Source organism: Agrobacterium sp. ST15.16.055 (genome assembly GCF_027956555.1).
Lineage (GTDB): Bacteria > Pseudomonadota > Alphaproteobacteria > Rhizobiales > Rhizobiaceae > Agrobacterium > Agrobacterium salinitolerans.
Genome location: NZ_JAQKGN010000003.1, coordinates 336311 through 362547 on the forward strand (window position 1 = coordinate 336311; position 26237 = coordinate 362547).

Below are 26237 nucleotides of genomic sequence, written 5' to 3' on the forward strand. Positions count from 1 at the left end.
AGAAACAAGTGGCGCTCTCCCAGTCACTAAGTTGAACTCAATTCACAGCGAAACTTCCGTCTCGCTGCCTTCCGCATCCTCTTCCCACTTTTCAGCCTTGGTCTTCGGCTTCATCAGCGGTTCGGGCTTCACTTCGCGTACCGGCTTGTTATGCAGCATCTGCCGGCCGGCGGCGATGCCTTCCACGGCCTGTAACTGCAACCGCTCTTCGTCGCGTTCGCGAATGTCGTCGGCAATCGCCAACGCCCTTTCGCCATCCATATCCAGCCCTTCCAGAATGCGCCTGCCGAACAGCAGGCCGGATTCCAGCGTCTCGCGGATTTCGTATTCCACGCCCTTCTTTCTGAGGCCCAGCGAATGGATGCGGTCATAGGACCGAGCATAGATGCGCACGCTTGGAAATTCCGACTGGATCATGTCGATGATGCGGTCGGTCACCTCCTTTTTGTGAGTGCAGACCGCAACCAGATCTGCCCGCTCGATGCCGGCGGCGATCAGCACGTCCTTGCGGGTGCCATCGCCGAAAAAGATGCGGAAGCCGAAACGGGCGGCCTGCCGCACGCGGTCGGCCGAACTGTCGATGACGGTCACGTCGCGCCCGCCAGCGAGCAGGATTTGCGAGGCGATCTGGCCGAAACGGGAAAAACCGATCATCAGCACATCCGCGCCCGCGCCGTCGAAATCCTCCTCAAGCTTGTCCTCTTCCGCATCCTCCGCGGTCAGACGCCGTGAAATCACCGCCAGAAGCGGCGTCAGCGCCATGGAAAGCGTGACGACGGCAACGAGGATCGAGGCCGTCGCCTGCGGAAACAGCCCGGAGGCGGCAGCCGTGGTGAAGAGCACGAAGCCGAATTCGCCGCCCTGCGCCAGAAGCAGGGCGATGCGGCTCGACGCATAGCGCGAAGACCCGGCGATGCGGCAGAGGCCATAGATCAGCCCCGCCTTCACCGCCATCATCGCCGGCACTGTGATCAGGATGAGCAGGATGTTTTCATAGACGATATGGATATGCAGCGACATGCCGACAGCCATGAAGAACAGCGCCAGAAGCAGTCCGCGAAACGGCTCGATATCGGCCTCCAGCTCGTGCCGGTAGGAGGATTCCGACAGCATCAGCCCCGCCAGCAGCGCGCCCATGCCCATCGACAGGCCCACCGCTTCCATGACGGCGGCGGCGCCGATAACGACGAAGAGGGCGGCGGCGATCATCACCTCGCGTGCACCCGTACGGGCGATGATCTGGAACATCGGCGTCAGAAGATAGCGCCCGGCAAGGATCATGCCCGCCACCGCAACGACGGAGGCTATGAGATCGGATACCATGGAATCCGTCGGCACATCCGGCCGGTTGGAAAGAATGGTGACGAGAGCAAGAAGCGGCACGATGGCGAGATCCTGAAACAGCAGGATCGAGAAGGACCGGTTGCCGTGCCGCGTATTCATGTCGCCGTCATCGGCAAGAATTTGCAGCGCAAAGGCGGTGGAAGAAAGCGCTAGACCGAAACCCGCGACGAGACTGCCGCGCCAGTCGATCAGCCCCGCCCACCAGGCAATCGCCGCCAGCACGCTGCCGGTCACCAGCACCTGCGCCATCCCCAGCCCTAAAATATCGCGCCGCATCTGCCAGATGCGCGATGGCTTCAGTTCCAGCCCGATGATGAAGAGCAGGAAAACCACGCCCAGTTCCGAGACATTGAAGATGTCCTTCGCATCGGTGACCAGATGCAGGAACGGCCCGATGACGATGCCCGCCACCAGATAGCCCAGCACGGTGCCAAGCCCGAGCTTGCGGAAAACCGAGGCCGCGATGACCGCGCCGGCCAGAAGCAGCAATGGTTCGGAAAAGAGAGCGTCGTGCTCGGTCATGGCTGCGGACTTTCGAATAGGGTGGCGACAATACCGTCCGAATGGAGAAAGCGGCGTTTCGCCCTTGATGCGGGGTTGCTGGCACAATAAATGGAACAGGAATGAAAGGCCAACTCATGTCCTCAGAAATAGATTCTTCCAAACTTCTCGATCGCGCCAGTCAGCTTGTCGATCTTGCCCGCGCCGCCGGTGCGGATGAGGCGGATGCCGTTGTCGTCCGCTCCCGCTCGCAGTCGGTCGGCGTGCGGCTCGGCAAGGTGGAAAGCACCGAGTCCTCCGAAAGCGACGATTTTTCCCTGCGCGTCTTCGTTGGCCGCCGGGTGGCGAGCGTTTCGGCCAATCCCGGCTTTGACCTGAAGACGCTGGCGGAACGGGCCGTCGCCATGGCGAAGGTCTCGCCCGAAGATCCCTTTGCCTGCCTGGCGGATAAGGAGCGGCTTGCGACGTCCTACGACGATCTCGAGCTTTTCGATGCGACCGAAGTCTCGGCCGATCAGCTGCGTGAGGCAGCCCTTGCGTCGGAAGAGGCGGCGCTGGCCGTCAAAGGCGTCAGCAATTCCTCCGGCGCCGGCGCATCGAGCGGTATGGGCGGCCTCGTCCTCGCTACCTCACACGGTTTTTCCGGCAGCTACATGGGTAGCCGTTTCAGCCGCTCCGTCAGCGTCATCGCCGGCGAAGGCACCAAGATGGAGCGCGACTACGATTTCGACAGCCGTCTTTATTATGCCGATCTCGATGCCGCCGAAGAAATCGGCCGCCGCGCCGGGGAAAAAGTCGTGCGGCGTGTCGGTCCACGTCAAGTCGATACCGGCAGCAACATCACCGTGGTCTTCGATCCGCGCATCGCTCGCGGTTTCGTCGGTGCGATTGCCGGCGCCATCAACGGCGCGTCGGTTGCCCGCAAGACCAGCTTCCTGCGCGATAAAATGGGCCAGCAGGTTCTGAAAAAGGGTCTTTATCTCACCGACGATCCGCAGATCGTGCGTGGCCCGTCCTCGCGTCCCTTTGATGGCGAGGGTGTTCGCGGCGAGAAGATGACAATGATCGAGGACGGTGTTTTGAAGCACTGGTTCCTCTCCACCTCCGCGGCGCGGGAACTCGGTCTTGAAACCAACGGTCGCGGTGTGCGCGGCGGCACGGCGGTTTCGCCAGCTTCTACCAATCTCGCGCTGGAGCCGGGCGATCTCTCGCCGGAGGACCTGCTGAGACAGGTCGGAACCGGCTTTTACGTCACCGAGCTGATCGGCCACGGCGCCAATATGATCACGGGTGAATATAGCTGCGGCGCGAGCGGTTTCTGGATCGAGAATGGCGAAAAGACCTTCGCGGTTTCCGAGGTCACCATCGCGTCCAACCTGAAGGACATGTTCATGCGGGTGACGCCGGCCAATGATATCGACCGCAAATACGGCGTCGCAGCCCCGACGCTCGCCATCGAAGGTATGACGATCGCTGGCAAGTGAGGCGGCCTGCGGGTTGTTTTCGCGGGCACTTTATGTGCAAGTGCGAAGAGAAAAACGGGCGCGCCGTGTGAGGCGCGCGGAAAAGACGGCAAAATGAACGATATGGCTGAGGCCCGCTGGGCCTCCGATCTGAGGCTGGTGCTTGAAGCCGCGCGCAAGGCGGGCGAGACGGCGCTGGGTTTCTTCCGCAAGGACCCCGAGGTCTGGTGGAAAAATGGTGGGCTTTCGCCGGTCAGCGCGGCGGATTATGCCGCCAACGACATTCTCGAAACCATTCTCCGCTCCGCCCGGCCTGACTATGGCTGGCTTTCCGAAGAAACGGACGACGACACGGACAGGCTGTCGCGCTCCACCGTTTTTGTCGTCGATCCCATTGACGGAACCCGCGCCTTCATCGGCGGCCGCGACACCTGGTGCGTCAGCGTTGCAGTGGTCCATGAGGGTCGGCCGGTCGTCGGCGTGCTCGTCGCGCCGGCGCTGGCGGAGGAGTTCACCGCGGTGGAAGGCGGCGTGGCGTTGAAGAACGGAGCCGCCATCTCGGCAACCCGTGACAATAGCGGAACCTTCCATCTTGCCGCAGCGGCGGAAGCGATCGCGCATCTGCCGGAAGCCTTGCGCAACACCGTGGAGCGCATTCCGCACGTCCCCTCGCTTGCCTACCGGCTGGCCATGGTGGCGGATGGCCGCATTGACGGAACGCTGGTCAAGGCCAACTCGCACGAGTGGGATCTCGCCGCCGCCGACCTCATTCTGGAGAAAGCGGGCGGCCGGCTGGTCGGGCTCGATGGCAAACCTCTGATGTATAATCGCCGGCAGGTAAACCACCCCGCATTGTGCGCCGCAGCAAATTATGCGCTGCCGGAACTTTTGAAAGCGTTTTCACATCTGTCTGACGGTTGACGTTTGCCGGGAAATCCCGCAGATGAAGGCCTCTCTCAGCGTTTAAGAAAGAGATAAAGACATGACGGAAACTGGCAAACCGAAACAGCTGCTGCACCTCGTCTTCGGCGGCGAACTTGAAAACCTTCAGGATGTTCAGTTCCGGGATTTGAACGCACTCGATATCGTTGGCATCTATCCGGATTACGCTTCTGCGCTGACCGCATGGAAGTCCAAGGCGCAGATGACGGTCGACAATGCCCATATGCGTTATTTTATCGTGCATATGCATCGTCTTCTCAATCCTGACGACAAAATTTGAGTCCTTTTCCCCTTGCGTTGTAATACTATTGGGTGAGGGCGGTTTTTCCCGTGATTCCTGCTTGAGACAGCAGGGCACGGTATTGCGACACGAGAAAATGTGATCGCGCTTTCGTTTCCGATGACAAAAAATGACGCAATTTGAGAAGAAGTAGGCGGCGATAACAACCAGAACAGGGGCAGGGCATTGCGCGGAATGATCAAGGGCAGAATGTCATGAGCAGCCGTCTCGCACGTTTCGCTCTTTCCGGTTACCGCATTGCCGGTATCGCCGCTTACCCGTTCGCCAAGCCCTATCTTTCCTATCGGGCCGCGAAAGGCAAGGAAGACAAGCGCCGCCGGCTCGAACGTTTCGGTTATGCGAGCGCCGAGCGCCCGCGCGGGCCGCTCGTCTGGTTCCATGCCGCAAGTGTCGGTGAAACCCTTGCCCTCATCCCGCTGATCCGCGAAATCCGCAAGCGCGATATCTACGTGCTTCTGACCACCGGCACCGTCACGTCGGCTGAACTCACCCGCACCCGGCTCGGTGACGACGTGATCCACCAATATGTGCCGCTCGATATCAAGATCGCGGTCAACCGTTTCCTCACCTATTGGGCGCCGGATGCCGCCATAACAGCGGAATCGGAAATCTGGCCGGTGACGATGATGGAACTGGAGCGCCGGCACATCCCGCAGATCAGGGTCAATGCGCGCCTCTCCGACCGTTCCTTTGACCGCTGGAAAGCCCGCCACGACATTGCGGAATCGCTGTTCTCAAAGCTGGCGCTGGTGGTTGCGCAGTCCGATCTCGATGCTGAACGTTTCCGCGATCTCGGCTCCTGGCCGGTGGTGATTTCGGGTAACCTCAAGGGTGATACCGATCCGCCGCCCTGTGACGAGGCGCTTTTGGAGCACTATCGCAAGCAGGTCGGCAATCGCAAGACATGGGCCGCCATCTCCACCTTCGACGGCGAGGAGAAGGCTGCCGCCACCGTGCATGCGGCGATCAAGTCGCGCAACGGCCAACTGACCATCATCGTGCCGCGCCATCCCGAGCGCGGCGATGATGTGGAAGCCATGCTGAAGGGCATGAACCTTTCCGTCGCCCGCCGCAGTCGCAATGATGTGATTACCCCGGAAACCGATATTTTCCTCGGCGATTCCATCGGCGAAATGGGGCTCTACCTGCGGCTGACCGAGCTTGCCTTTGTCGGCCGGTCGCTGACGGCCGAAGGCGGGCAAAATCCGCTGGAGCCGGCGATGCTCGGCTGCGCCGTCCTCTCAGGTGCGCATGTGCAGAATTTCCGCGAGGCCTATCAGAAGCTGATCCGCGCCGGCGGCGGTCGTATCATCCGCGATGTGGAGATGTTGGCCAAGGCGGTGCATTATCTGCTGGTCAACGACAATGAGCGTTACAAGATGATCGATGCGGGCAACCGGGTCATTCAGGATATGCGCGGTGCGCTGTCCTCCACCGTCAAGGCGCTGGAACCCTATATCAATCCGCTTACCGTTTCCGCCAAGCTGCAACCGCGGAGCGCCATCGGTTCATGGTAGCGGATATTGAACTTGATGCGGCACAATCGATTGCCGCAGTCCTTTTCGACAAGGACGGAACGCTTCTCGGCTATGACGCCAGCTGGGGTCCGGTCAACCGCGAGCTTGCGGCCATCGCGGCCAATGGCGATCCCGTTCTTGCCGACCGGCTCCTTTCCGCCTGCGGCATGGACCCCGTTACCGGTCATGTGGTGCCGGACAGCCTGCTGGCCGCCGGCAATACGGCGGAAATCGCCGCCGGTCTGGTTGCCGCTGGCTCGCCCTGCGATGTCGGGGAACTGACGGCGCGCCTCGACCGGTTATTTACCGAGGCTGCGGATAAATCCGTGCCGGTAACCGATCTCAAGGCATTTTTCGCAAGGTTGAAGGCGCGGGGCTACAAGCTTGGCATCGCCTCCAGCGACAATGAAAACTCCATCCGCCAGACCGCCATCCGCTTCGGTTTCGAAAAGGACCTCGATTTTGTCGCGGGATATGACAGCGGTTACGGCACCAAGCCGCAGCCCGGTATGGTCCTGGGTTTCTGCGAGGCGATAGGCTTCCCGCCGGAACGCGTGGCTGTTGTCGGCGACAATAACCACGATCTGCACATGGCAAAGAGTGCTGGCGCCGGTCTGCGCATCGCCGTTTTGACCGGAACAGGCTCACGCGAAAGCCTTGACGCGGATGCCGATTATTGTTTCGATGACATTACCGCGCTCGAAGCGCTTTTGCCGGAACGGGCTCTCTGAACCCGGCGGGTTTCCGCCGGGCGGGGTGCGGCTCGGTCAGACCCGTTTATTCCATTTTTGCAATTTACGGTTTTTTCTGGCAAACAACCTCCTGACATGTGACGGGCGAACGGAATGCCGTGGGCGACGCGGCCGGGAGCGGGAATAGATGGTTTCTGAAGCGCCGCCGTTCTGGTGGCAGAAAGCGGGATGGCAGGCGTGGCTCCTGTCTCCTTTCTCGCTTGTTTACGGCAAGATAGCCGGCCGGCGGATGCAAACGGCGAAGAGGGCAAGCGTTGCCGTTCCGGTCATCTGCATCGGCAACTTCACCGTGGGAGGGGCCGGCAAGACACCGACGGCGATGGCAATTGCGAGAGCCGCCGTCGCCAAGGGCCTGAAACCCGGATTTCTCAGCCGTGGCTACGGCGGCACGCTCGACGTCACCACCCTTGTCGATCCCCGGCGTCACCGCTCCGCCGATGTCGGCGATGAGCCGCTGCTTCTGGCACGAGAAGCGATCACAGTCATTTCCCGCAAGCGCGTGGAAGGCGCACACCGTCTGGTGAAAGAAGGCGTCGATCTCATCATCATGGATGATGGTTTCCAGAGCGCGCGCCTGACGCTGGATTATGCGCTTGTCGTCATCGATACGATGCGCGGCATCGGTAACGGCCATCTCGTGCCGGGCGGTCCGGTGAGGGCGCCGCTTGCTGAACAGATGCGGCACATGACAGGACTTCTGAAGGTCGGCAAAGGCCACGCGGCCGATGCGCTGGTCAGGCAGGCGGCAAAGGCCGCCAAGCCCGTCTTCGTTGCGGCAATCACGCCGCAGGAGCCGCAGGATTTCAGGGGAAGGCGCGTGCTGGCCTATGCGGGCATCGCCGACCCGGCCAAGTTTTATCGAACCGTCGAGGCACTCGGCGGCGACATCGTGCTGCAGCGCTCTTTCCCGGATCATCACCATTTCAGCGACGACGAGATCGCCGATCTTTTGCAGGACGCCGGCAAAGATGATCTGCAACTGGTGACGACGGCCAAGGACGCTGTGCGGCTTAACGGACACCACGGCAGGGCGGAAGAATTGCTGTGGAACAGTCTGGTGATCGAAATCGACATGGTGTTCGACGACCCCAACGCGGCCGCGGCGATCATCGATACGGCGGTGGGAAACTGCCGCGCGCGTTTGCTGCGGGAAAATGCGCGGACGTCGGTTTAGAGTACCGAAGAAGATAAACCGCCGTGCACCCACTTCCTTCTCATCTCTGTGACAAGCACAGGGATGAGGGAAGGCACACGACGCGCAATACTCAACGCGCCGCTTCCCAACTCACGCGGGCAAATCGCCAGCCTTCTTTTCGGCCTCCAGCGAAGCCGCCGCATCCACATAGGCCTCCTGCCGCGCCACGCTCCAGTAGCGCAGCTCATCGAGCGGAATGGTCTTGGCCGTCATGGCGCAGATGACGTGCGAGCCGGTCTGGACGATGCGGAAGTCACCGTCGAGATATTCGATGACGGCGAGGCGGTTACCGCCTCCTTCAAATCTGTTCATCCGTTTTCGTCTCCTGCTCTGTCCTGTGAGCGCACCCAGTCCGAAACGGCGCAGCGTTTTCCTGAACAATTGGGTGCTCCAGTATCTCGAATTTATATAGCGCGGCGTGGCGCAAGGCCAGTCCCGCCTGCTTGCGGCGTCAGCTACGGCCGAAGAGCCGTTCTATATCGGAAAGTTTCAGTTCGATATAGGTCGGACGGCCGTGATTGCACTGGCCGGAACCCGGCGTGTTTTCCATTTGCCGCAGAAGCGCGTTCATCTCCTCCGGCCGCATGCGCCGGCCGGAACGCACGGAGCCGTGGCAGGCCATGGTGGCCGCGACATATTCCAGCTTGTTGGCAAGCGTTGAGGCTGCGTCCCATTCGGCGATCTCGTCAGCGAGCTGGCGCACCAGCCCCTGCACATTGACTTCGCCCAGCATGGCCGGCGTTTCCCGGACGGCGACGGCGCCCGGTCCGAAACGCTCGATGACGAGCCCGAGCGCATCGAAACCGGCGGCATGATCCATCAGCCGGTCGCAATCCTCTTCCGGCAGGTCGATGATCTCGGGGATGAGCAACACCTGCGAAGGCGGCCGCCTCGAATGCAGCGCATTGCGCATCTGTTCGAACACCAGCCGCTCGTGCGCGGCATGCTGGTCGACGATGACGAGGCCGTTTTCCGTCTGCGCGATGATGTAGTTCTCGTGCAGTTGCGCCCGCGCCGCTCCGAGCGGATATAGCACAGGTTCAGACGGGGGGCTTGCGGCGGTCTCGTCAGTGTCCCGAGGCTCGGCCCTCGCAGTCGGCATGGTGATGTCGGAAAAACGTGACTGCACCGCCTCGGCAAATTGCATGTCCCCGGAAACCGCAAGCGGGCGCGAAGGCGAGGTGGCAGCGGACCATGGCGCGGCGGCTGCTATGGAAGGCGAGGGCCGAAGGCCGGACGGGCTGTAGCCGGGGCGGAAGGCGTTCATCATCTGGCTCGCCCCCGTCGTCGCAGCCCTGTCGCCGTCGCGCGTCAGCGCCTGTCGGATCGCGCCGACGATCAGCCCGCGAATGAGGCCGGGATCGCGAAAACGCACGTCGGACTTTGCAGGATGCACATTCACATCCACAAAGGCGGGGTCGAGCGTGATGGACAGCACCGCGACAGGATATCGCCCATGCGGCACGGTTTCGGCATAAGCGCCGCGAATGGCGGATAAAAGCAACTTGTCCTGCACCGGCCGGCCGTTGACGAAGACATATTGATGCGCCGAGTTACCGCGATTGAAGGTCGGCACGCCGGCAAAACCGGAGAGCGTCACATCCTCGCGCCCGGCGTCGATCTCTATCGCATTGTCCTTGAACTCGGCGCCGAGAATTTGCGCCATGCGGGCCAGATGGTCATCGCCGGTGGAGGGGATTTCAAGCGTCGAACGATCGGTGCCCGATAGCACGAAACGAATATGCGGAAAGGCGATCGCCATGCGTTTGACGACCTCGGTGATTGCGGCCGCCTCCGCCCGTTCCGTCTTCAGGAATTTCAGCCGCGCGGGGGTGGCGAAGAACAGGTCCCGCACCTCGACGATGGTGCCGGCATTCGAAGCGGCGGGCCGGACATCGGACACCTTGCCGCCGGTGACGGAAATCACCGAACCCTGTTCAGCGCCCTGTTGCCGGCTGGTAATCGTCAGCTTGGCGACCGAGCCGATGGAGGGCAGCGCCTCGCCGCGAAACCCGAGCGTGCGGATATCGTCCAGCGTATCGGAAATTTTCGAGGTGCAGTGACGCCTGACCGCAAGCTCCAGATCGGCAGGCGACATGCCGGAACCGTTATCGGTAATCCGCACCAGTCCCTTACCGCCGCCGGCCGTCGCGATCTCGATCCGCGTCGCGCCCGCGTCGATGGCGTTTTCCACCAGTTCCTTCGTGGCGCTGGAGGGTCTTTCGATGACCTCGCCGGCGGCGATCTGGTTGATAAGGGTTTCTGAAAGCTGCTTGATGGCCATGATCGTCATTTTCGCGGATTCGCTACGGCTTCGAAAGCAAAAAACTCGGGCTGCGGAAATTTGCACATGTTTTGCGGCCTGTCTGGCATTTGATCATTTCCGTCAACATGGCGCTAAGCGTTAATCCGCCTTTAATCGGCCTTGATTATGGTGAGGCGGCTTGAAATGACCGCAGGAACGGGGGCCGCCTTCGCCGGGTGGCGTGTGACGTCGACTATGGGTGAGCGTCATCTTCCCCTCAAGACTGCTTCAAGTTGCAAACCCTGATGTCTCTTTTGCGGAATTTTTCGTTTCATCCCGGCATTTGCCCTGGACGATTCCACTAGAAACATAAGCCTGACCCCTGAAAAACAGGCGGGAGTTTGCAGTTGAGTGATTTGGCGTCCTCTGGCGCGGGCGTTCATACGGTGATGCTTGATGCCCTTTGCGACGCGCTTGGCGCGGCGATAGTCGTTTACGACCGGAACGATCACATTATTTTCGCAAGCCGGAAACTCCTCAGCTTTTTTCCACTGGAAGAGGCCGTTATCGGCCCGGGTGCGCGGCTGCGCGACTATCTGAGCGCGCTATATGATTGTTATCTGCTGGAAGCGGAAAGTGTTTCCGCCAATGCCCGCCCCCTCGGCCGGGAGGAATGGATCGGCGAACGCCTGGCGCTGCACTGGAAGGAAAGATCGGAAAAAACCGAACGGCTGAAGGGAGAGCGCTTCCTGCGCTTCGTCATGAACCGCCTGCCGTCCGGCCTCGGCATCAGCGTGGTTGCGGATATTTCCGAACAGAAGAAACGTGAAGAGCAATGGCGCATCGATCTCGAGCGCGTGCAGCTCATCGAGGACATTCTCGACAATCTGCCATTTCCCGTCTTCGTCAAGGATCGGAACATGGCCTATGCCGCTGTCAACAAATCCGCCTGTGCCCTTGTCGAGACAAGTCCCGAGAGCATTCTTGGCCGTACCGTTTTCGATCTCCACTCCCGCAAGGTTGCCGGACGGATCGATGTCGCCGATCGTATGGTGTTGGATAGCGGCGTGCCGAGCATCATCCCGGAAAGAGTGCGGCGTCTGAATGGCGAAGAGGTGCTGACCATCACCCGCAAGCAGCGTGTGGGCAGGCCCGGCCGATATTTTCTGGTAACGACGATGGAGGACGTGACCGCTCTCGCTACCATCGACGCCAACGGCACGCCCGTCATCCCCTCGCTCGAACATGTCCCCTTCGTCGCCTCCACCTATGGCAAGGACGAAGAGCCGGACAATCATGGCGGGGTATTAAAAAGCAAGGCAGTGCTGATCGTCTCTGCAAGCGGACATTTTGCGGAAGCCGCCGGTCGCCGGCTGACGGCGGGCGGCATGGACCATGCGGCGGTGACGAGTGAGGACGAACAGCGTGCCTTCATCGAGGTCGCAGCCTCCGCCGGGGTGAGCATCGATGTGGTGGTTGTCGATGCCCAAATGAGCGTTGCATGCCTCGATATTGCCTCGGCGCATGCCCTGCCCGTCGTCACTATCGAGGAAGAGGAGATTGAGGCCTCCCTGCTGCATTATCTCGCCGCTGCCTCCCCGAAGGAGAAAGCCGCTGACGAAGACTGGGAAATCATGACGGATGATCTGCCTGCAATCTTGAAGACCGGCGGTGTCTGCGAAATACTTCTCGTCGAGGACAACAGGGTTAACCAGATCGTCTTTTCGCAGATACTCGAAGGCCTTGGGCTTTCCTGGCGGCTCGCTACCTCGGGCGAAGAGGCGCTGCGGCTCTTTGCCGAACAGCCGCCTTCCGCCGTCCTGCTCGATACGACGCTGGGCGATATCGACGGCTTCGAAGTCGCCCGCCGCATGCGCAGCCTTGGCGGAGACAAGCACATCCCCATCGTCGGCGTCATCACCCACGCTTTCGAGGGCGATCTCGACAAATGCCGGGCATCCGGCATGGACGACATGCTTTTGAAACCCGTCAGCCCGGACATGGTCGAGGCGGTTTTCCTGCGGCTTTTCGGCAAGGACGGCTTGCGGCTACGGGCCTGAAATTGCCATTGCCGGAAGGCTATGGCTTTTTTAATACTTGCACTGCATTGTGACCGCGGGCGACACAGGATTCACGAGATGCAGAAATGAAACGGGCAGAGCCGCAAACGTTGCAGGTCAGCCAGAACGAGCTGCAGGCGATGGCCTACAGCGACCCGCTGACGGGGCTCGGCAACCGCTACCGTCTGCGGGACAAGATTCGCATGCTTGCCAGCGAGCGCTCCAGCGATCCGGCGCCCTTCACGGTCGGCATCGCCAATATAGACGGCTTCAAACCTATCAACGATCTGTTCGGCGTGCAGGCGGGCGATGAAATCCTCTGCCAGGTCGCGCACCGGCTGAAGGCCTGCATTCCCGACGGCGCGATCGTGACGCGCCATGACGGCGACGAGTTCGCCTTCGTGCTGCCGCTGGTCTTTGAGCGCATCGGCGCGGAACGCATTGGCAACATGATCAAGGACGTGCTTTCGGCCCCTTACGATCTCGGCGACCGCAACGTCCGTCTGTCCTCCTCCTTCGGTTTTGCCATCTATCCCTTCGCCGGCGATGAATTCGAGGATTTGCTGAAAAGCGCTGAAACAGCGCTTTATCGCTCCAAGAGACGCGGCCGCGGCCAGATCACCGTCTATTCGCGCGAAATCGCGCAGGAAATGAAGCGCGCCACGCAGCTGGAACAGGCGCTCAGAAACGCCATCATCACCGACGCCATCGACGTGCATTTCCAGCCCATCGTCAGACTGGAAGAGGCGAAGGTCATCGGTTTCGAGGCGCTCGCCCGTTGGAACGACCCGGATCTCGGCTTCGTATCGCCTGCCGTTTTCGTGCCGCTGGCAGAAGAGCGCGGCTTTATCGACGCACTGTCGGAAGCTTTGCTCCGAAAGGCGGCGGAGGCGGCCCTGTTCTGGCCGCGCGAGCTTTTCCTGTCTTTCAACCTCTCTTCCGCACAATTGATGGACCCAAGCACGGCGGACAATATTTTGTCCATTCTCTCGCGTGTCGGCCTCGACCCGCACCGGCTGGAGCTTGAAATCACCGAAACGGCTGTCATGACGTCTGCCGATACCGCGCAGCGTATCATCAGCGAATTGCAGAGCGCGGGTGTTCGCATCTCCCTCGACGATTTCGGTACCGGCCAGTCCAGCCTCGGCCGCCTGAGGGATTTCACCTTCGACAAGGTGAAGATCGACCGCGCCTTTGTCTCGCGTATCAGCAGCGACCGCCCTTCCGAACATATCATCAAGGCCATCGTCGCCATGTGCGAAGGACTCGATCTCGAGGTGGTGGCCGAGGGGATAGAAGAACGGGCGGAAGAGGAAAAGCTGCTCGCACTCGGCTGCGCCATGGGGCAGGGCTATTTCTACGGCCGCCCCGCCGACGCCGCCGCGACCCAGCGTTATCTGCACGAGAATTACCGCGAGATATTGTCGGATATTTCCTGATGCGGTGCGGCTTGGTCGTTACTCTTGTTGGAGAAAGCAGTATCTCAGCCGAGCTTGTGCGCGCCGGCGCATCCCCACAACCCTCATTTCTGTGACAAGCACAGGAATGAGAAGAGGTTGGCGGATGCCGCGCTTCACAACCGGTAAAGCGGCTCAAACCGGCCCTTGACGTCAACCCCCAGCTCGAACGTCAACCCATGCTGCGGATTGGTGGCAAGGGCGTCGTCGTCGAGATGTTCGCGCGCGGATGTCACGAGAAGGCGCGATGCGTCGGGGCCGATGAAGGCGGGGCAGGTCGTCTGTCCGCCGGGCACCTCATATCGGGCGATATGATTGCCGTCCGTATCGTAACGATCCACGGCGCCCACGCCCCAGCGGGCGTTCCATATATGCCCTTCGGCATCGCAGACCGACCCGTCGATGCCGCCTTTGATACCCGTGGAATCGATGAAGACTTCAGCCTTGCCGGAGGGCAGGCCGGTCTCGGCATCGAGCGGCACCCGCATCAGCTTGTTTACCTTGGTATCGACGTAATATCCCGTCGCGCCATCGGGCGAGAAACAGATCGAATTCGGAATGCTGATCCCGGCAAACAGCTTGGTCACGGTGCCCTTCGCGACATGATAGATGCTGCCCGCACCGGTCTCCGCCTTGCGGCCCATGGTGCCGATCCACAGCGCGCCGGAGGGGTGCATGCGCCCGTCATTGGAGCGGTTGTCGGGCAAATCCATTTCCAGCTCGGCATGCAGGGTCAGCACGCCGGTTGCCGTGTCGCGCAGGAAAAGCCCGTCATCGGAGGCGATCAGCTGCTTGCTGTCGCTGACCTTGGCGAGCGCACTGCCCATGAAGGGCAAAGCGTGCACGGTCTTGCGGCCGGAGGCGAGATGCAGCTCATGCAGTTCACGCTCGAGAATATTGAACCACCAGGCGGTGCCGGTCGCGGGGTCGAAGGTCGGGCCTTCGCCGAGCAGCATCGGCGTTTCGTCCAGAACGCGTCCGGTAAAGGGAAAAACAGTGGCCAAGCTCTTATCCTCCGATGGCAGCATCATAGGCTGAAAGTGTGACAGTGGCGCGTTCGCGCACCTCCGCCGCCGTCATGCCCGGCTTGTAAAGGCTGGTGCCAAGCCCGAAAGCCACGATACCGGCCGAGGTATATTCAGAAAAATTCTTGTCCGAGACGCCGCCGACGGCGGCTATGACCAGATCCTTCGGCAGAATCGTCCTGATGGCATTGATGCCGGCGGGGCCGATGATGCTGGCGGGGAAAAATTTGAGCCCGGTCGCACCGGCCTTCGCTGCCACCAGCGCCTCGGTGGGGGTGAGGACCCCCGGCATCGTCACCATGCCTTTTTCACGCGCAGCGGTAATGACCTCCGCATCGGCATTCGGGCTCACCATCAGCTTTCCACCGGCCGCATCCAGCGAAGCCACGTCTTCAACGCTGAGCACGGTGCCGGCTCCGATCAGGCAATCGGCGGGCGCCATCTTCGCGGCGATCTCGATGGAGCGGAACGGATCGGGCGAGTTCAGCGGAATTTCAATGGCGCGGAAGCCGGTTTCGATCAGCGCGCCGACGACGCCTTCGGTTTCCTCGGGTTTCAGGCCGCGCAGAATGGCGATCAGCGGATATTGGATGGAAGGGAAGGGAATACGCATGGTCGATCTTTCTTCTTATGGCCAGATGGCATTTGCAGCGGCCAGCAATCCGCGCCGCACGGCCTCGTCTGCATCAATGACCGTATAGTGGATATCAAGGGCGGTGAAGGCGCCTTCGTAAAGCGCGCCGAGTGCACCGGAGCCGATCAGCACCACCGGTGTCTCGCGCCGGGCGGTGGAATGCGCGCCGGCGATTTCCAGCCCGATCATGATACCGGACAGCTTGGCCTTGGCGTCGGTGGCGGTGAGGCCGTGCAGCAATTGGCCGGAGCGAAGGGTGAAAAAGCGATTGGTCGCAAGCTGCGGATTGGCATAGATGTCGCGCAGCGCCGCCGTGAAAGCCTCATGCTCGCCGGTAAAGGCTTCGGCCTCGGCCACCGCATGGGAAAGGATCGTCTGTTTCGAGACGACTTCGAAGAGCTCGCCGGTCATGAACGTGGCGAAGCCGGTCACGCCGCCATCCTTCACGGTCACCCATTTGGAATGGGTGCCGGGCATACAGACGAGTTTTTCACCGGCATCCGAGGAGGCGAGAGCGCCGAGCAATTGCGTTTCCTCGCCGCGCATGACGTCGGGCGCGGTTTTGTCCCGCTGCGCCAGCCCCGGCAGAATGCGCACATCCCGCGCCTGGCCCGGCACACGAACCGCGCCGCCCGGAACCGCCGAAAGCGACGCCGGCACGTCGATATAACCCGCCTCGACCCAGCCCTGCCGCGCCCCTGCCATGCCGCAGACGATAACCGGCAGATCTTCCGGCGCGCCGATGGCGTCGAGATGCGATTGCAGTACGTCGGCAAAACCGGTCCGCATGGCGGTCGTCATACCTTCCGTGCTTCTGCGCTCCGCCAGCACCGCGCCCGATCGGCTCATGAGCCAGAGCCGGAAACTGGTCGTACCCCAGTCGACGGCGATGAAAGCGGGTTCAGACATTATAGAAGGCCTCCGTCTACGATTATGGATTGCGCCGTGATGGCGCCCGATGCCGATGATGCGAGAAACAGGCACGGGCCCGAGAGATCGGCAGCGACGAGCGTGCGTTTCAGGCATTGCCGCGCGGTGGTGGCCGCAATACCCTCATCCGTCAGCCATAGTTCCTTCTGCCGTTCCGTCACGATCATGCCGGGCAAAAGCGTGTTGACGCGTATATTTTCCGGGCCCAGCCGGCCTGCCAGGCTTTTCGTCAGCCCGATGATACCGGCCTTGGCCGCCGCATAGGAGGGCAGATCGCCCATATTGAGCAGAAACGAGATGGATGAAAAATTGACGATGGACGCGTCTTTCGCCTGCCGGAGATAGGGCAGGGCTGCCTGAACCGTGAAGAACATCTGCTTCAGATTGACCGCCTGATTGGCGTCCCAATAGGCCTCCGTCACCGTGTCTATGTCGTGGCGGTCGTCCCAGGCGGCGTTATTGACCAGTACCTTGATCCCGCCGGTGGCGGAGGCCGCCGCCTCCACCGTCTTTCCGATCGCCGCAATATCACGGAGGTCGGTCTTGAAGAAGTGAACCGGATGCGGCGCCGTTGTCGCAAGCCGCTTGACGAGCGCCAGACTTGGTTCTTCGGCGATGTCGATGAAAGAAACCTTCGCGCCTTGCATCGCAAAGGCTTCCACCAACGATGCTCCGATGCCGGAACCGCCGCCGGTGACGAGCACGCCCGCATCCTTGAGGTCCGGAAATTGGGCTTGCGTCATCGGCGTCATCTCGTCCATGAAAGGCTTGCTTGTTCCAATATTTGGAACTAGATTTTACTAAATGGAATTATTCTCTTGGCGTCACGCTTATGTCAAGGCAGATGACGGTGGATGTTGCCATGCCCGATAATAAAAAGCCCAATCGTCAAAAGCCTGATGCGGTTCCAATGGCGCAGCGGAAGGCCGGCGTTGAGACGGGCACGCTCGGCAAAGCTGTCTCGCTGCTGGAGCTGATCGCCTTTGCTGAAAAACCGATGCGCTTTACCGATGTGGTCGAAGCCTGTGGCCAGCCGCGCGGCACGGTTCACCGCCAGCTCGCCCATCTCGTTGCCGAAGGCCTTGTCGATCACGCTGCCGATCAGACCTATGCCGTGGGGCTGAGGTTGCTGCAACTGGCCGCGAAAGCCTGGAGCGGTAACGACCTGCGCAGCGTCGCGGCACCCCATCTGGCGGCCTTGCAGGCGGTGACGCAGGAGTCGGTGCATCTCGCGGTGCTGAACGGTGGACAGGTCACCTATCTGGACAAGATGGAGGGCCGGCACACATTGCGCATGCATTCGCAGGTCGGCAAAACCTCCCCAGCCTATTGCACCGGCGTGGGCAAGGCGGCGCTGTCGCTGCTCTCCGCCGACGATCTGGCGCAGCTGGCCGCGGAACTGGATTTTCATCGCTTCACGGAAAGCACGGTCACAACGCCGGAAGCGCTGATGGGGGAAGTGGCGACAATTCGAGACAACGGCTACGGTTTTGACCTTCAGGAGCACGAGATCGGAATTCACTGCGTTGCCGCACCGGTCCGGGCGCCCGGCCGCAATTTTCGCGCGGCGATTTCCGTCACCGGTCCGGCCTATCGCGTGGATGTGGAACAGCTTCGCAAATGGGGCCCCCTGGTGCGCGAAACCGCCGACAGAATTTCCGACGATCTTGCGTGCAGATTATCCCCGGTGGCGGATGGTTGAGGAAAACGAAGACTTCTGACCCATGGATTTTATGGGGTGAAACTGCCGGCCTTGCACCCATTCAGACACGTTCAATATTATTTTCGACTATTCTGAATTAAGTTTTCAACTTTCGTTTGCATGAATCGTTTTGGTGAGTAACATCCGCAACAATTTCCGGGCAAGGGCAGGCCTTTGCGGCGGCATTTCTCATTCTCGAAGAACAGCTTTGATGCAAAAAACAGAGGCGGCCGCCGTTCAGTCGATTGGTGTTGATTGCGTTCGCGAGATCGCTGGTCTGAACACGCAATTCGATATATTCCGGTTCCTGAAACGGCTGACGGAAGCCTGGGAATTCAAGGCTTTCATGGTTCTTGACCTGTCGTCGGAAGCGGCGAGCGAATTGTCGCAATATACGATCATCACCAGCTGGCCGGCGGAGCTTCTGCAGCGTTACGATGAAGAGGGCATGCTGCAAAACAGCCGGGTGATGGCGCAGTTGAAAAAATCGACCGTTCCCTTTTCCGTCTCAATGGATTTTCTGGTCGGAGGCGAGGGAGAAATCGCCAGGAAAACCGTGATCAACCTTTTAGAACGTTTCGAGATGATCAATTCGGTCTGGTTTCCCGTTCACGACATTACCATGCGACGCGGCGCGGTATCTTTTTCCGGCAACAGGACGGCCGTGCCCACCAGCCGGCTTGCCGAGCTTTTATATATTTCCAGCCATGTCTTCGCCCGGCTGTCTGAAATCCGCCGGCTCGATCTCAGGGTCCCCGAAACACTGAGCGAGCGGGAGATCGACTGCCTGAACTGGACCGCCGCTGGCAAGACCAGCGCCGAAATCGCTGAAATCATGATGCTGTCGGAACATACCATCAATCATTACCTGAACCGCGCGACGAAAAAACTCGACACGGTCAACCGCACCCAGGCCGTCGCAAAAGCGCTGCGGGTCGGCCTGATAAAATAGCGAAACCGTAATTTTATCATTGTGATAAACCGTTTCCTGGGCGATCCTCTTTTCGAATCACCGGAAAGGAGAAATCGTTTGCCGGAACGGCATAGGGTAAAAGCAGGATTTTCTCCGACTATCGATTGCGCCGTGCTGATAGCCGCTGCCGAAAAAGGCTTTGCTGCCGATGAAGGCATAGAACTTGAACTTTTCCGAAAACAGTCCGCCCGCGCCGTGCTTGCGGCGCTTGGCGAGGATGGCGTTCACGTCGCGCACCTGCCCGCCCCGGTTCCGGTCGGCTCGGCTGTCGGCCTCGACGATCTGCCCGCCGATATTGTCGGCGTTTTCACGCTTTCCCTCGGCGGATCGGCGACGACCGTTTCCCACGGATTTTATAACGAGCTCTACCGCGAAGGGCTGAAGTTACCGGACCCGGCGGCTTTTGGACGCGCCATGGCCCGTGTCTGCGCCGCGCGCCGGGCGGCGGGCGGAAATCCTCCGGTCTTTGCGGTCGAAGATATCGTCTCCACGCCTTTTTATACCCTGCGTTACCTGCTCGGAAGCTGCGGCGTGCTGCTCGGCCGGGATATGGAAATCGTCGAGGCGCTGCCGAAGGCCATGCCGGCGCTCCTGGAAAACGGCAAGGTCGATGCGCTCTGTACCGCCGAGCCGGCGGGCAGCGCCGTGGTGCTCGGCGGCGCGGGGCGTATCGTCACCACCGGGGCGTTGATCTGGCGCAATGCGCCGGAAAAGATGCTGGCCGCGAAGAAGCGCTGGGCGGAGGAGAACCCAGCCCTGCTGGAAGGGCTGCTGCGCGCCCTCTACCGCGCCGGCGAATGGTGCGCCAATACCGCCAATATCGAGGAACTGGCCGGCATCCTCGCCGCTCCTCAATATATGGATGAGAACGGTGAATTCCTGCTGCCGGCGCTGACGGGCTATATTTCCACCTCGCAGAAGGACATGCAGCGCTTTCAGGAATTTTTCGTGACGAGCGCCAAGGCCGCCAATTTTCCATGGCAGAGTCAGGCCCTGTGGTTCTTCAGCCAGATGCTGCGCTGGGGCGAGGTTTCCGCCGATTACCGGTTCGATCCCGCCATGGTGGAGGCGGCCCGTAACGCCTACCGGCCGGATATTTTCCGCAAAGCGATGAAGCCGCTTTTTGCGCCGGTGCCGGGCGCAAATCTGAAGCTTGAGGGCACGTTGCGTGAGCCTGTTCATGTCGGCGCATCGCGCACGGGTCTGGTGCTGGGCCCCGACTGCTTTTTCGACGGTCATGTTTTCGACCCGGAAACGCTGGAGATGGACGACGAGATCTGAAGCCGCAGCGTCAAATCGTCGCGAATGCCTGACTGTTGTCGCGCTTTGGCATTGGCGAAGCGCTCCGGCTTGTCTATGGATGGCACGCAATACCCGGTCGGATGATGAAGCGGAGCAGGAATATGGCAGATGTCAGCAGGAGCCAGGTGGAAAAGGCGCTGGAAGCGGTGGTCTATCCCGGCAGCGGCAAGAGCATCGTCGCACTCGGCATGGTCTCGGAAATTTTCATCGCCGATGCGAAGGCCTATTTCTCGATCACCGTCCCGGCCGACAGGGCTGCGGCGATGGAGCCGTTGCGGCTTGCCGCCGAACAGGCGGCCAAGGGCGTTGATGGCATCGTCGGCGCGGTCGTGGCGCTGACGGCCGACCGCAAGCCTGGCCAGCAGCAGCCCGCGCCTGCGCGCCCCGCCGCCGCAACCGGCCGGCCGACCACTCAGCCCGGCTCGTCAAAGGTCGGCGTGCCGGGGGTCAAATCCATCATCGCCGTGGCCTCGGGCAAGGGCGGGGTGGGCAAGTCGACGACCGCCGTCAATCTGGCGCTCGGCCTCCAGTCGCTCGGCCTCAAGGTCGGCATGCTCGATGCCGATATTTATGGCCCCTCGCTGCCGCGGCTGCTGAAGATTTCCGGCCGTCCGAAGCAACAGGAAGACCGCATCATCCTCCCCATGGAGAATTACGGACTGAAGGTCATGTCCATGGGCTTTCTGGTGGATGAGGAAGCCGCGATGATCTGGCGCGGGCCGATGGTGCAGTCCGCCCTGATGCAGATGCTGCGCGAAGTGGCCTGGGGCGAACTGGACGTGCTGGTGCTGGACATGCCGCCCGGCACCGGCGATGCGCAGCTTACCATCGCCCAGCAGGTGCCGCTCGCCGGCGCCGTCATCGTTTCCACGCCGCAGGATCTGGCGCTCTCCGATGCGCGCAAGGGCGTCACCATGTTCCGCAAGGTGGAAGTACCGCTGCTGGGCGTCATCGAGAATATGAGCTATTTCATCGCGCCCGATACCGGTGCGCGTTACGATATTTTCGGTCATGGCGGCGCGAAGGCTGAAGCGGAAAGGATCGGCGTTCCGTTTCTCGGCGAAGTGCCGCTCACCATATCCATCCGCGAAATGTCAGATGCCGGAACGCCGGTCGTCGCAGCAGAACCCGATGGCCCGCAGGCCGCAGTCTACCGCGATATCGCGCAAAAAGTCTGGGCGCGCATCGGTGCAAGCGAGCAAAAAGCCGCCCCGAGGATTGTTTTCGAATAACACCCCAGCCATGGAGCAAAGCCGGACAGGGTTTCTTCTTCCTCGATAGTCGTTTGAAAACATAAGATTAAACGGGAGTATCCGAAAGCATTTCCGGATTTGAGATCCAGAAATGCTTCGCCTGCAATGCTGTCGAGAAAAAATATTGCTTGATTGCGTCTCGCTTTGGGCGCATACGCCTGCGCCGTTTGGCTCTTGGTCCATCGGGCCGGCGAGATTGTCAAAATCCCGCCTGTTCCGACGGTCCCTGAAGTGTCGTCCAAAGGTTTGCCGAGCGCAAACAGGATATGTTAAGCAGCATTGCGGCTGAAGCCTGCAATGTGGAGCGGAGAAACGGATTGATAAAAGCCTATCGCGCCAATTGCGAGGCGATCAGCCTGTCGTCAGACGACGGCTCCGGACAGGTCCCCGACGACATCGTCTGGATCGATCTCGTCGATCCGGACAGGGCGGAAGAGCAACATGTGGAAAAGCTGCTGGGGCTCGATCTGCCCACCCGTGAGGATCTGAAGGATATCGAACCTTCCAGTCGGCTTTATATGGAAGACGGTAATGTGTTCATGACCGCCTCTCTGGTGTGGAAGGCGGATTCGGACGATCCCCGCCTCACCGACGTCGCCTTCATCCTTGCCGGCAAGCGTCTGGTGACAATCCGTTACGCCGAGCCGAAATCCTTCCATCTCTTCACCGCCGCCATCACGCGCGTTCCGCATGAGATGCGCAGCGGCGCGGCGCTGCTCCTGAAGCTGCTCGAAACCATCGTCGACCGCACGGCGGAGATTCTCGAAAACTCGGTTACGGGGATCGACAATCTCGCCGCCGATATTCTCGGCAGCCAGGCTCGTTCCAAACGCAAGGCGCCGCGCTATCTCGAAGACCGCCTCGGCAACATCGCCGCCTATCACCGGCTGATATCGAAGGTCCGCGTGAGCCTTGCATCGCTGGCGCGCCTTCAGACCTTTCTGTCCACCAGCGATCAGGTGCGCGAGGACAAGGGCGCGCGGGAGCAGGGCAAGTCGATCGGGCGCGATATCCAGTCGCTGAATGAACATGCCTCCTTCGTTTCCGGCAATCTGACCTTTCTCTTGGACGCCTCGCTCGGGATCATCAATATCGAGCAGAACGGCATCATCAAGATTTTTTCCATCGCGTCGGTGGTGTTCCTGCCACCCACGCTGGTGGCCTCCATTTACGGAATGAACTTTCAGCTCATGCCGGAGTTGAGCTGGACATTTGGTTATCCGCTTGCGCTGATCGTGATGGTGATGTCCGCGATCATTCCGTTTCTCTTTTTTCGTTGGAAGGGCTGGCTCTGAGGAGCCAGGATCATCATGTCTCAAATCGTCGACAAGGATGTTGCCGAGAAACCGGATGCGGATGACAAGCATCAGAACAAAGGGCTTTATGCCGCGATCCTTGGTTCCATCGGCGTCGTCTATGGTGATATCGGCACCAGCCCGCTCTACGCCTTCCGCGAAGCCCTTCGGCCGATCGCCTATGACGGCGTGACGCAGGAAGAAGTCATCGGCCTCACGTCCCTGATGATCTGGGCTTTGACGATCATCGTGACGTTCAAATACATCACGCTTCTTCTGCGTGCGGACAATGACGGCGAGGGCGGAACGCTCTCGCTGCTGGCGCTGCTGATGAAGACGGCGGGCACCCACCGCAGCGTTCTCATCGTGCTCGGCCTCATCGGCGCGGCGTTGTTTCTGGGCGACGCCATGATCACGCCGGCGCTATCGGTGCTTTCGGCGGTGGAAGGCCTGAAGCTCGTCACGCCGGAAATGGACGCCTTCATCATTCCGATTTCCGTCGGCATCCTCATCGGCCTCTTCGCCATCCAGTCCCACGGCACGGGCACGGTGGCGAAATTCTTCGGACCGATCACCGCCGTCTGGTTCATCGTCATGGGTCTGGCCGGTCTTCTTCATATCGCCGATGACTTCAGCATCCTCTTCGCCTTCAATCCGTGGCATGCGGTGGAATTTCTGGCCAATGAAGGTTTCTACGGCGTCGTCGTGCTCGGCGCGGTCTTTCTGACGATCACGGGGGCGGAAGCGCTTTACGCCGATCTCGGCCATTTCGGCCGTCGTCCCATCCAGTGGGCGTGGTTCTGTCTGGTTTTCCCGGCATTGACGCTGAATTATCTCGGGCAGGGCGCGCTGGTGCTGAAAGACCCGGCGGCGATGTCCAATCCCTTCTATCTGATGTTCCCGCAATGGGCGATCCTGCCGGCCGTCATTCTGGCAACCGCCGCCACCATCATCGCCAGCCAGGCGGTCATAACGGGCGCGTTTTCGCTCGTGCGCCAGGCGATCCATCTCGGTTATCTGCCGCGCATGGAAATCCTCTTCACCTCGGAAACCAATACGGGGCAGATTTACCTTCCGGCCGTCAACACCATCCTCTTGTTCGGCGTCGTCGCACTGGTCATCACCTTCAAGAGTTCGGATGCGCTTGCCACCGCCTACGGTATTTCCGTGACCGGCGCGATGGTCGTCACCAGCCTGATGTTCTTCGAATTCGTGCGCAAGCGCTGGAAATGGTCGATCTGGCTGGCGCTTGCGGTGCTGACGCCGCTTCTGCTGCTGGAACTGATCTTCCTCGGAGCGAACCTCCTGAAGATCCACGACGGCGGTTATGTGCCGGTGCTGTTGGCCATCGCCTTCACCATCATCATGACCACATGGCAGCGCGGCTCAAAGATACTCTTTGCCAAGACCCGCCGCATCGATGTGCCGCTGAAGGCCTTCGTCGCCTCGGTGGAAAAGGAGAGCGCCCATGCGCCGGTGCGTGTGCCCGGCACGGCAATCTTCCTTACCGGCGATCCCGAGACGGCGCCGGCGGCGCTGTTGCACAATCTCAAACATAACCACGTCCTTCACGACAAGAACGTCATCTTGACGATCCGCACCGAGGACCAGCCGCGCGTCCACCCCGAAGAGCGTTATACGCTGACGAAGCTGAGCGACCGTTTTGCCGTGGTCGAATTGCATTTCGGCTTTATGGAGACGCAGAATGTCACCCAGGCGCTGGGCTATCTGAGACGCACCGGCTACAAGTTCGACATCATGTCGACCTCGTTTTATCTCGGCCGCCGCAAGCTGGTGCCGGATCCGAAATCCGGCATGCCGGGCTGGCAGAACCGCCTGTTCATCGCGCTCGCCGAAACCGCCGCCGATCCCTCGGATTATTTCCGCCTTCCGGCCAACCGCGTGGTGGAGCTGGGTTCGCACGTCGTCGTGTGACTATTAGAAGATGGTTACACATTAACGTGAATCCGCGTCCGCGCGCGGCGTTAACCAAGCATCAAGGTTAATAAGAGATTCTCGAACACCTGTAGCAAATTTGGTTATCGGTGTTCGGAGTGCTGGTTTTGCGTTCGAAAAGAGTAATGCGTCGTCGGTCCCCCGTGTCCCGTGAGGCGTGGGCGTCAAAATGGACCTCGCCCGTCGTCTTCGGCCTTGCCGCCTGGCTCGTTTTTCCCTCCCTCGCTGCGCGCGCGGATCTGGCCTCGCTTCTGGCCGGTCTGGATAATGGCGGCGAGCAATGGCGCATGGTGCTGACGGCCTCTCCGGCGGGCTCGGTGCACAATGCCTCGCTCACCTTCAACGATGCCGCAGGGGAGGCGGCGCTGCACGGCGGCGGCATGACCCTGCCCAATGGCAGCAAGGTCGCTTTCGTCACCAACAAGAAGGGCGAGGCAACGACGCCCGACAGCGAGCGCGTCAACCGCGCCGCCAAGAAGGGTCGTGTCGTCGCCACCGAAATCATGCAGCCGCCCAAGGCTTTCACCGCCGGTTCCGTCTTGCAGCGCACGAGCATGCTGGACATCGAGCCGCTGAAGCGTAAGGACCGCACCGCTTTCGTCAAACCGAAGCGTGGCAAGGACGTGGAACTCGCCTCCTTCTATTTCCGTCGCGAGGAAAAGAAGGCGGACAGAAGCGTCTCGCCGATGCTGGCCGAACTCATCAACAATCGTACGCCGGATATTCTTGCCACGGCCTATGCGCCGGCCGAACCGGATTTCGCCCGCGAGTCACCCTTCGACGCCATTCTCAAGAAGCCCGACGCCGGCCGTTTCGTGCCGCAAATCGCCGAGGGCGACCACGCCTGGGCGGCCACCCCTTTGCCCGCCGCCGTATTTTCGGCAGCCGAACAACAATGCCTCGCCTCCGGCATCTATTTCGAGGCGCGCGGAGAATCGGTGAAGGGACAGGCGGCGGTCGCACAGGTCATCCTCAACCGCGTGCGCAATCCCGCCTATCCGAAAACCATCTGCGGTGTCGTTTACCAGAACAAGGACTGGCGCAACCGCTGCCAGTTTTCCTTCGCCTGCGACAATATCAAGGATCGCGTGAATTCCGAACGCCACTGGAAAATGGCGCGCGAAGTGGCAATGGCCACAACGGCTGGCAAAATCTGGTTGAAGGAAGTGGGATCGGCAACCCACTATCACGCCGTTTATGTGCGTCCCGCCTGGGGTCGCACGATGAAAAAGGTCGGCAGGATAGGTTTGCACGTGTTTTACCGTACCTATGGCGGCGGCTGGAGCTGATACCACCGCCAATTTGTCGCATTTTGCGTGTCAAAAATGCCGATTCCCTGGGGAAACATCGCCGCCAAACCGCGACTTGATGTCAAGCCATTGTTTTTGCA

Annotated in this window: 22 protein-coding genes; 15 read left to right on the plus strand and 7 right to left on the minus strand. The window is 60.7% G+C overall.

Going from position 1 to position 26237, the window contains the following annotated elements; all coding sequences use genetic code 11:
• Positions 1-42 precede the first annotated feature (42 nt).
• Positions 43-1866 carry a monovalent cation:proton antiporter-2 (CPA2) family protein gene (locus PL599_RS07610; RefSeq protein WP_271358960.1) on the minus strand — a complete coding sequence of 608 codons (1824 nt, stop codon included), beginning with the start codon at positions 1864-1866 and terminating at the stop codon, positions 43-45.
• 116 nt (positions 1867-1982) lie between these two features.
• Here PL599_RS07610 and PL599_RS07615 point away from each other — a divergent pair, with 116 nt between their 5' ends.
• The 6 genes from PL599_RS07615 to lpxK all read left to right on the plus strand — a co-directional run bounded on the left by PL599_RS07615 (position 1983) and on the right by lpxK (position 7994).
• Complete coding sequence (locus PL599_RS07615) at positions 1983-3329, plus strand: TldD/PmbA family protein (protein WP_137409839.1); 1347 nt, start codon at positions 1983-1985, stop codon at positions 3327-3329.
• A gap of 93 nt (positions 3330-3422) precedes the next feature.
• Positions 3423-4229 carry a 3'(2'),5'-bisphosphate nucleotidase CysQ gene (locus tag PL599_RS07620; protein WP_269823291.1) on the plus strand — a complete coding sequence of 269 codons (807 nt, stop codon included), beginning with the start codon at positions 3423-3425 and terminating at the stop codon, positions 4227-4229.
• Positions 4230-4290: 61 nt separating this feature from the next.
• Positions 4291-4530 carry a DUF4170 domain-containing protein gene (locus tag PL599_RS07625; RefSeq protein ID WP_006313175.1) on the plus strand — a complete coding sequence of 80 codons (240 nt, stop codon included), beginning with the start codon at positions 4291-4293 and terminating at the stop codon, positions 4528-4530.
• A 215-nt stretch (positions 4531-4745) separates the two neighbouring features.
• Positions 4746-6068, plus strand: coding sequence for a lipid IV(A) 3-deoxy-D-manno-octulosonic acid transferase (gene waaA, locus PL599_RS07630; RefSeq protein WP_077982861.1), 1323 nt, complete (start codon positions 4746-4748; stop codon positions 6066-6068).
• Complete coding sequence (locus tag PL599_RS07635; RefSeq protein ID WP_269823290.1) at positions 6062-6799, plus strand: HAD family hydrolase; 738 nt, start codon at positions 6062-6064, stop codon at positions 6797-6799. Before waaA ends, PL599_RS07635 begins: the two co-directional genes overlap by 7 nt.
• Positions 6800-6947: 148 nt before the next feature.
• Positions 6948-7994 carry a tetraacyldisaccharide 4'-kinase gene (gene lpxK, locus PL599_RS07640; protein ID WP_269823289.1) on the plus strand — a complete coding sequence of 349 codons (1047 nt, stop codon included), beginning with the start codon at positions 6948-6950 and terminating at the stop codon, positions 7992-7994.
• A 111-nt stretch (positions 7995-8105) separates the two neighbouring features.
• Here the strand turns inward: lpxK and PL599_RS07645 are convergent, their stop codons facing one another.
• On the minus strand, positions 8106-8327 hold the full coding sequence (locus PL599_RS07645; protein ID WP_137409844.1) for a DUF2093 domain-containing protein: 222 nt from the start codon (positions 8325-8327) through the stop codon (positions 8106-8108).
• A 139-nt stretch (positions 8328-8466) separates the two neighbouring features.
• Positions 8467-10299, minus strand: a complete 1833-nt coding sequence (gene mutL, locus PL599_RS07650; protein WP_269823421.1) for a DNA mismatch repair endonuclease MutL — start codon at positions 10297-10299, stop codon at positions 8467-8469.
• A gap of 410 nt (positions 10300-10709) precedes the next feature.
• Here mutL and PL599_RS07655 point away from each other — a divergent pair, with 410 nt between their 5' ends.
• Both PL599_RS07655 and PL599_RS07660 read left to right on the plus strand, forming a co-directional pair.
• Positions 10710-12320: a response regulator gene (locus tag PL599_RS07655; protein ID WP_333782294.1), complete on the plus strand. Its 1611-nt coding sequence runs from the start codon at positions 10710-10712 to the stop codon at positions 12318-12320.
• 86 nt (positions 12321-12406) lie between these two features.
• Positions 12407-13759, plus strand: a complete 1353-nt coding sequence (locus tag PL599_RS07660; protein ID WP_077982856.1) for a putative bifunctional diguanylate cyclase/phosphodiesterase — start codon at positions 12407-12409, stop codon at positions 13757-13759.
• A 134-nt stretch (positions 13760-13893) separates the two neighbouring features.
• Here PL599_RS07660 and PL599_RS07665 read toward each other — a convergent pair whose 3' ends face one another.
• Genes PL599_RS07665 through PL599_RS07680 form a run of 4 tightly spaced genes read right to left on the minus strand, consistent with a single transcriptional unit; the run spans position 13894 to position 17127 of the window.
• Positions 13894-14781 carry an SMP-30/gluconolactonase/LRE family protein gene (locus tag PL599_RS07665; protein ID WP_142912828.1) on the minus strand — a complete coding sequence of 296 codons (888 nt, stop codon included), beginning with the start codon at positions 14779-14781 and terminating at the stop codon, positions 13894-13896.
• Positions 14782-14785: 4 nt separating this feature from the next.
• Positions 14786-15415, minus strand: coding sequence for a 2-dehydro-3-deoxy-6-phosphogalactonate aldolase (locus tag PL599_RS07670; RefSeq protein ID WP_077982855.1), 630 nt, complete (start codon positions 15413-15415; stop codon positions 14786-14788).
• 15 nt (positions 15416-15430) lie between these two features.
• A complete protein-coding gene (locus PL599_RS07675) occupies positions 15431-16345 on the minus strand; it encodes a 2-dehydro-3-deoxygalactonokinase (protein ID WP_269823288.1) in 915 nt (304 codons plus the stop codon).
• On the minus strand, positions 16345-17127 hold the full coding sequence (locus tag PL599_RS07680) for an SDR family NAD(P)-dependent oxidoreductase (protein ID WP_173988245.1): 783 nt from the start codon (positions 17125-17127) through the stop codon (positions 16345-16347). Before PL599_RS07680 ends, PL599_RS07675 begins: the two co-directional genes overlap by 1 nt.
• Before the next feature lie 71 nt (positions 17128-17198).
• On the opposite strand from PL599_RS07680, the gene PL599_RS07685 reads away from it, so the two are divergent.
• From PL599_RS07685 to PL599_RS07715, 7 genes are all read left to right on the plus strand, one after another.
• Positions 17199-18068, plus strand: coding sequence for an IclR family transcriptional regulator (locus PL599_RS07685; protein WP_269823287.1), 870 nt, complete (start codon positions 17199-17201; stop codon positions 18066-18068).
• Between the two features lie 211 nt (positions 18069-18279).
• Positions 18280-19020, plus strand: a complete 741-nt coding sequence (locus tag PL599_RS07690; protein WP_269823286.1) for a helix-turn-helix transcriptional regulator — start codon at positions 18280-18282, stop codon at positions 19018-19020.
• 78 nt (positions 19021-19098) lie between these two features.
• Positions 19099-20322 carry a CmpA/NrtA family ABC transporter substrate-binding protein gene (locus PL599_RS07695; protein WP_137409852.1) on the plus strand — a complete coding sequence of 408 codons (1224 nt, stop codon included), beginning with the start codon at positions 19099-19101 and terminating at the stop codon, positions 20320-20322.
• A gap of 122 nt (positions 20323-20444) precedes the next feature.
• Positions 20445-21575: an Mrp/NBP35 family ATP-binding protein gene (locus PL599_RS07700; protein WP_173988249.1), complete on the plus strand. Its 1131-nt coding sequence runs from the start codon at positions 20445-20447 to the stop codon at positions 21573-21575.
• A 338-nt stretch (positions 21576-21913) separates the two neighbouring features.
• Positions 21914-22891 carry a magnesium transporter CorA family protein gene (locus PL599_RS07705; RefSeq protein WP_162520479.1) on the plus strand — a complete coding sequence of 326 codons (978 nt, stop codon included), beginning with the start codon at positions 21914-21916 and terminating at the stop codon, positions 22889-22891.
• A gap of 15 nt (positions 22892-22906) precedes the next feature.
• On the plus strand, positions 22907-24826 hold the full coding sequence (locus PL599_RS07710) for a potassium transporter Kup (protein ID WP_080791263.1): 1920 nt from the start codon (positions 22907-22909) through the stop codon (positions 24824-24826).
• 146 nt (positions 24827-24972) lie between these two features.
• A complete protein-coding gene (locus PL599_RS07715; protein WP_162520480.1) occupies positions 24973-26136 on the plus strand; it encodes a cell wall hydrolase in 1164 nt (387 codons plus the stop codon).
• Positions 26137-26237 lie beyond the last annotated feature (101 nt).

Excerpts from the sequence above, each read along its gene's own strand:
- PL599_RS07670 (WP_077982855.1), bottom strand. The coding sequence starts at position 15,415 with ATGCGTATTCCCTTCCCTTCCATCCAATATCCGCTGATCGCCATTCTG.
- waaA (WP_077982861.1), top strand. The coding sequence starts at position 4,746 with ATGAGCAGCCGTCTCGCACGTTTCGCTCTTTCCGGTTACCGCATTGCC.
- mutL (WP_269823421.1), bottom strand. The coding sequence starts at position 10,299 with ATGGCCATCAAGCAGCTTTCAGAAACCCTTATCAACCAGATCGCCGCC.
- PL599_RS07645 (WP_137409844.1), bottom strand. The coding sequence starts at position 8,327 with ATGAACAGATTTGAAGGAGGCGGTAACCGCCTCGCCGTCATCGAATAT.
- PL599_RS07635 (WP_269823290.1), top strand. The coding sequence starts at position 6,062 with ATGGTAGCGGATATTGAACTTGATGCGGCACAATCGATTGCCGCAGTC.
- PL599_RS07710 (WP_080791263.1), top strand. The coding sequence starts at position 22,907 with ATGTCTCAAATCGTCGACAAGGATGTTGCCGAGAAACCGGATGCGGAT.
- PL599_RS07675 (WP_269823288.1), bottom strand. The coding sequence starts at position 16,345 with ATGTCTGAACCCGCTTTCATCGCCGTCGACTGGGGTACGACCAGTTTC.
- lpxK (WP_269823289.1), top strand. The coding sequence starts at position 6,948 with ATGGTTTCTGAAGCGCCGCCGTTCTGGTGGCAGAAAGCGGGATGGCAG.
- PL599_RS07615 (WP_137409839.1), top strand. The coding sequence starts at position 1,983 with ATGTCCTCAGAAATAGATTCTTCCAAACTTCTCGATCGCGCCAGTCAG.
- PL599_RS07700 (WP_173988249.1), top strand. The coding sequence starts at position 20,445 with ATGGCAGATGTCAGCAGGAGCCAGGTGGAAAAGGCGCTGGAAGCGGTG.
- PL599_RS07685 (WP_269823287.1), top strand. The coding sequence starts at position 17,199 with ATGTCAAGGCAGATGACGGTGGATGTTGCCATGCCCGATAATAAAAAG.
- PL599_RS07625 (WP_006313175.1), top strand. The coding sequence starts at position 4,291 with ATGACGGAAACTGGCAAACCGAAACAGCTGCTGCACCTCGTCTTCGGC.
- PL599_RS07715 (WP_162520480.1), top strand. The coding sequence starts at position 24,973 with ATGCGTCGTCGGTCCCCCGTGTCCCGTGAGGCGTGGGCGTCAAAATGG.
- PL599_RS07660 (WP_077982856.1), top strand. The coding sequence starts at position 12,407 with ATGAAACGGGCAGAGCCGCAAACGTTGCAGGTCAGCCAGAACGAGCTG.
- PL599_RS07680 (WP_173988245.1), bottom strand. The coding sequence starts at position 17,127 with ATGGACGAGATGACGCCGATGACGCAAGCCCAATTTCCGGACCTCAAG.
- PL599_RS07655 (WP_333782294.1), top strand. The coding sequence starts at position 10,710 with ATGCTTGATGCCCTTTGCGACGCGCTTGGCGCGGCGATAGTCGTTTAC.
- PL599_RS07610 (WP_271358960.1), bottom strand. The coding sequence starts at position 1,866 with ATGACCGAGCACGACGCTCTCTTTTCCGAACCATTGCTGCTTCTGGCC.
- PL599_RS07690 (WP_269823286.1), top strand. The coding sequence starts at position 18,280 with ATGCAAAAAACAGAGGCGGCCGCCGTTCAGTCGATTGGTGTTGATTGC.
- PL599_RS07620 (WP_269823291.1), top strand. The coding sequence starts at position 3,423 with ATGAACGATATGGCTGAGGCCCGCTGGGCCTCCGATCTGAGGCTGGTG.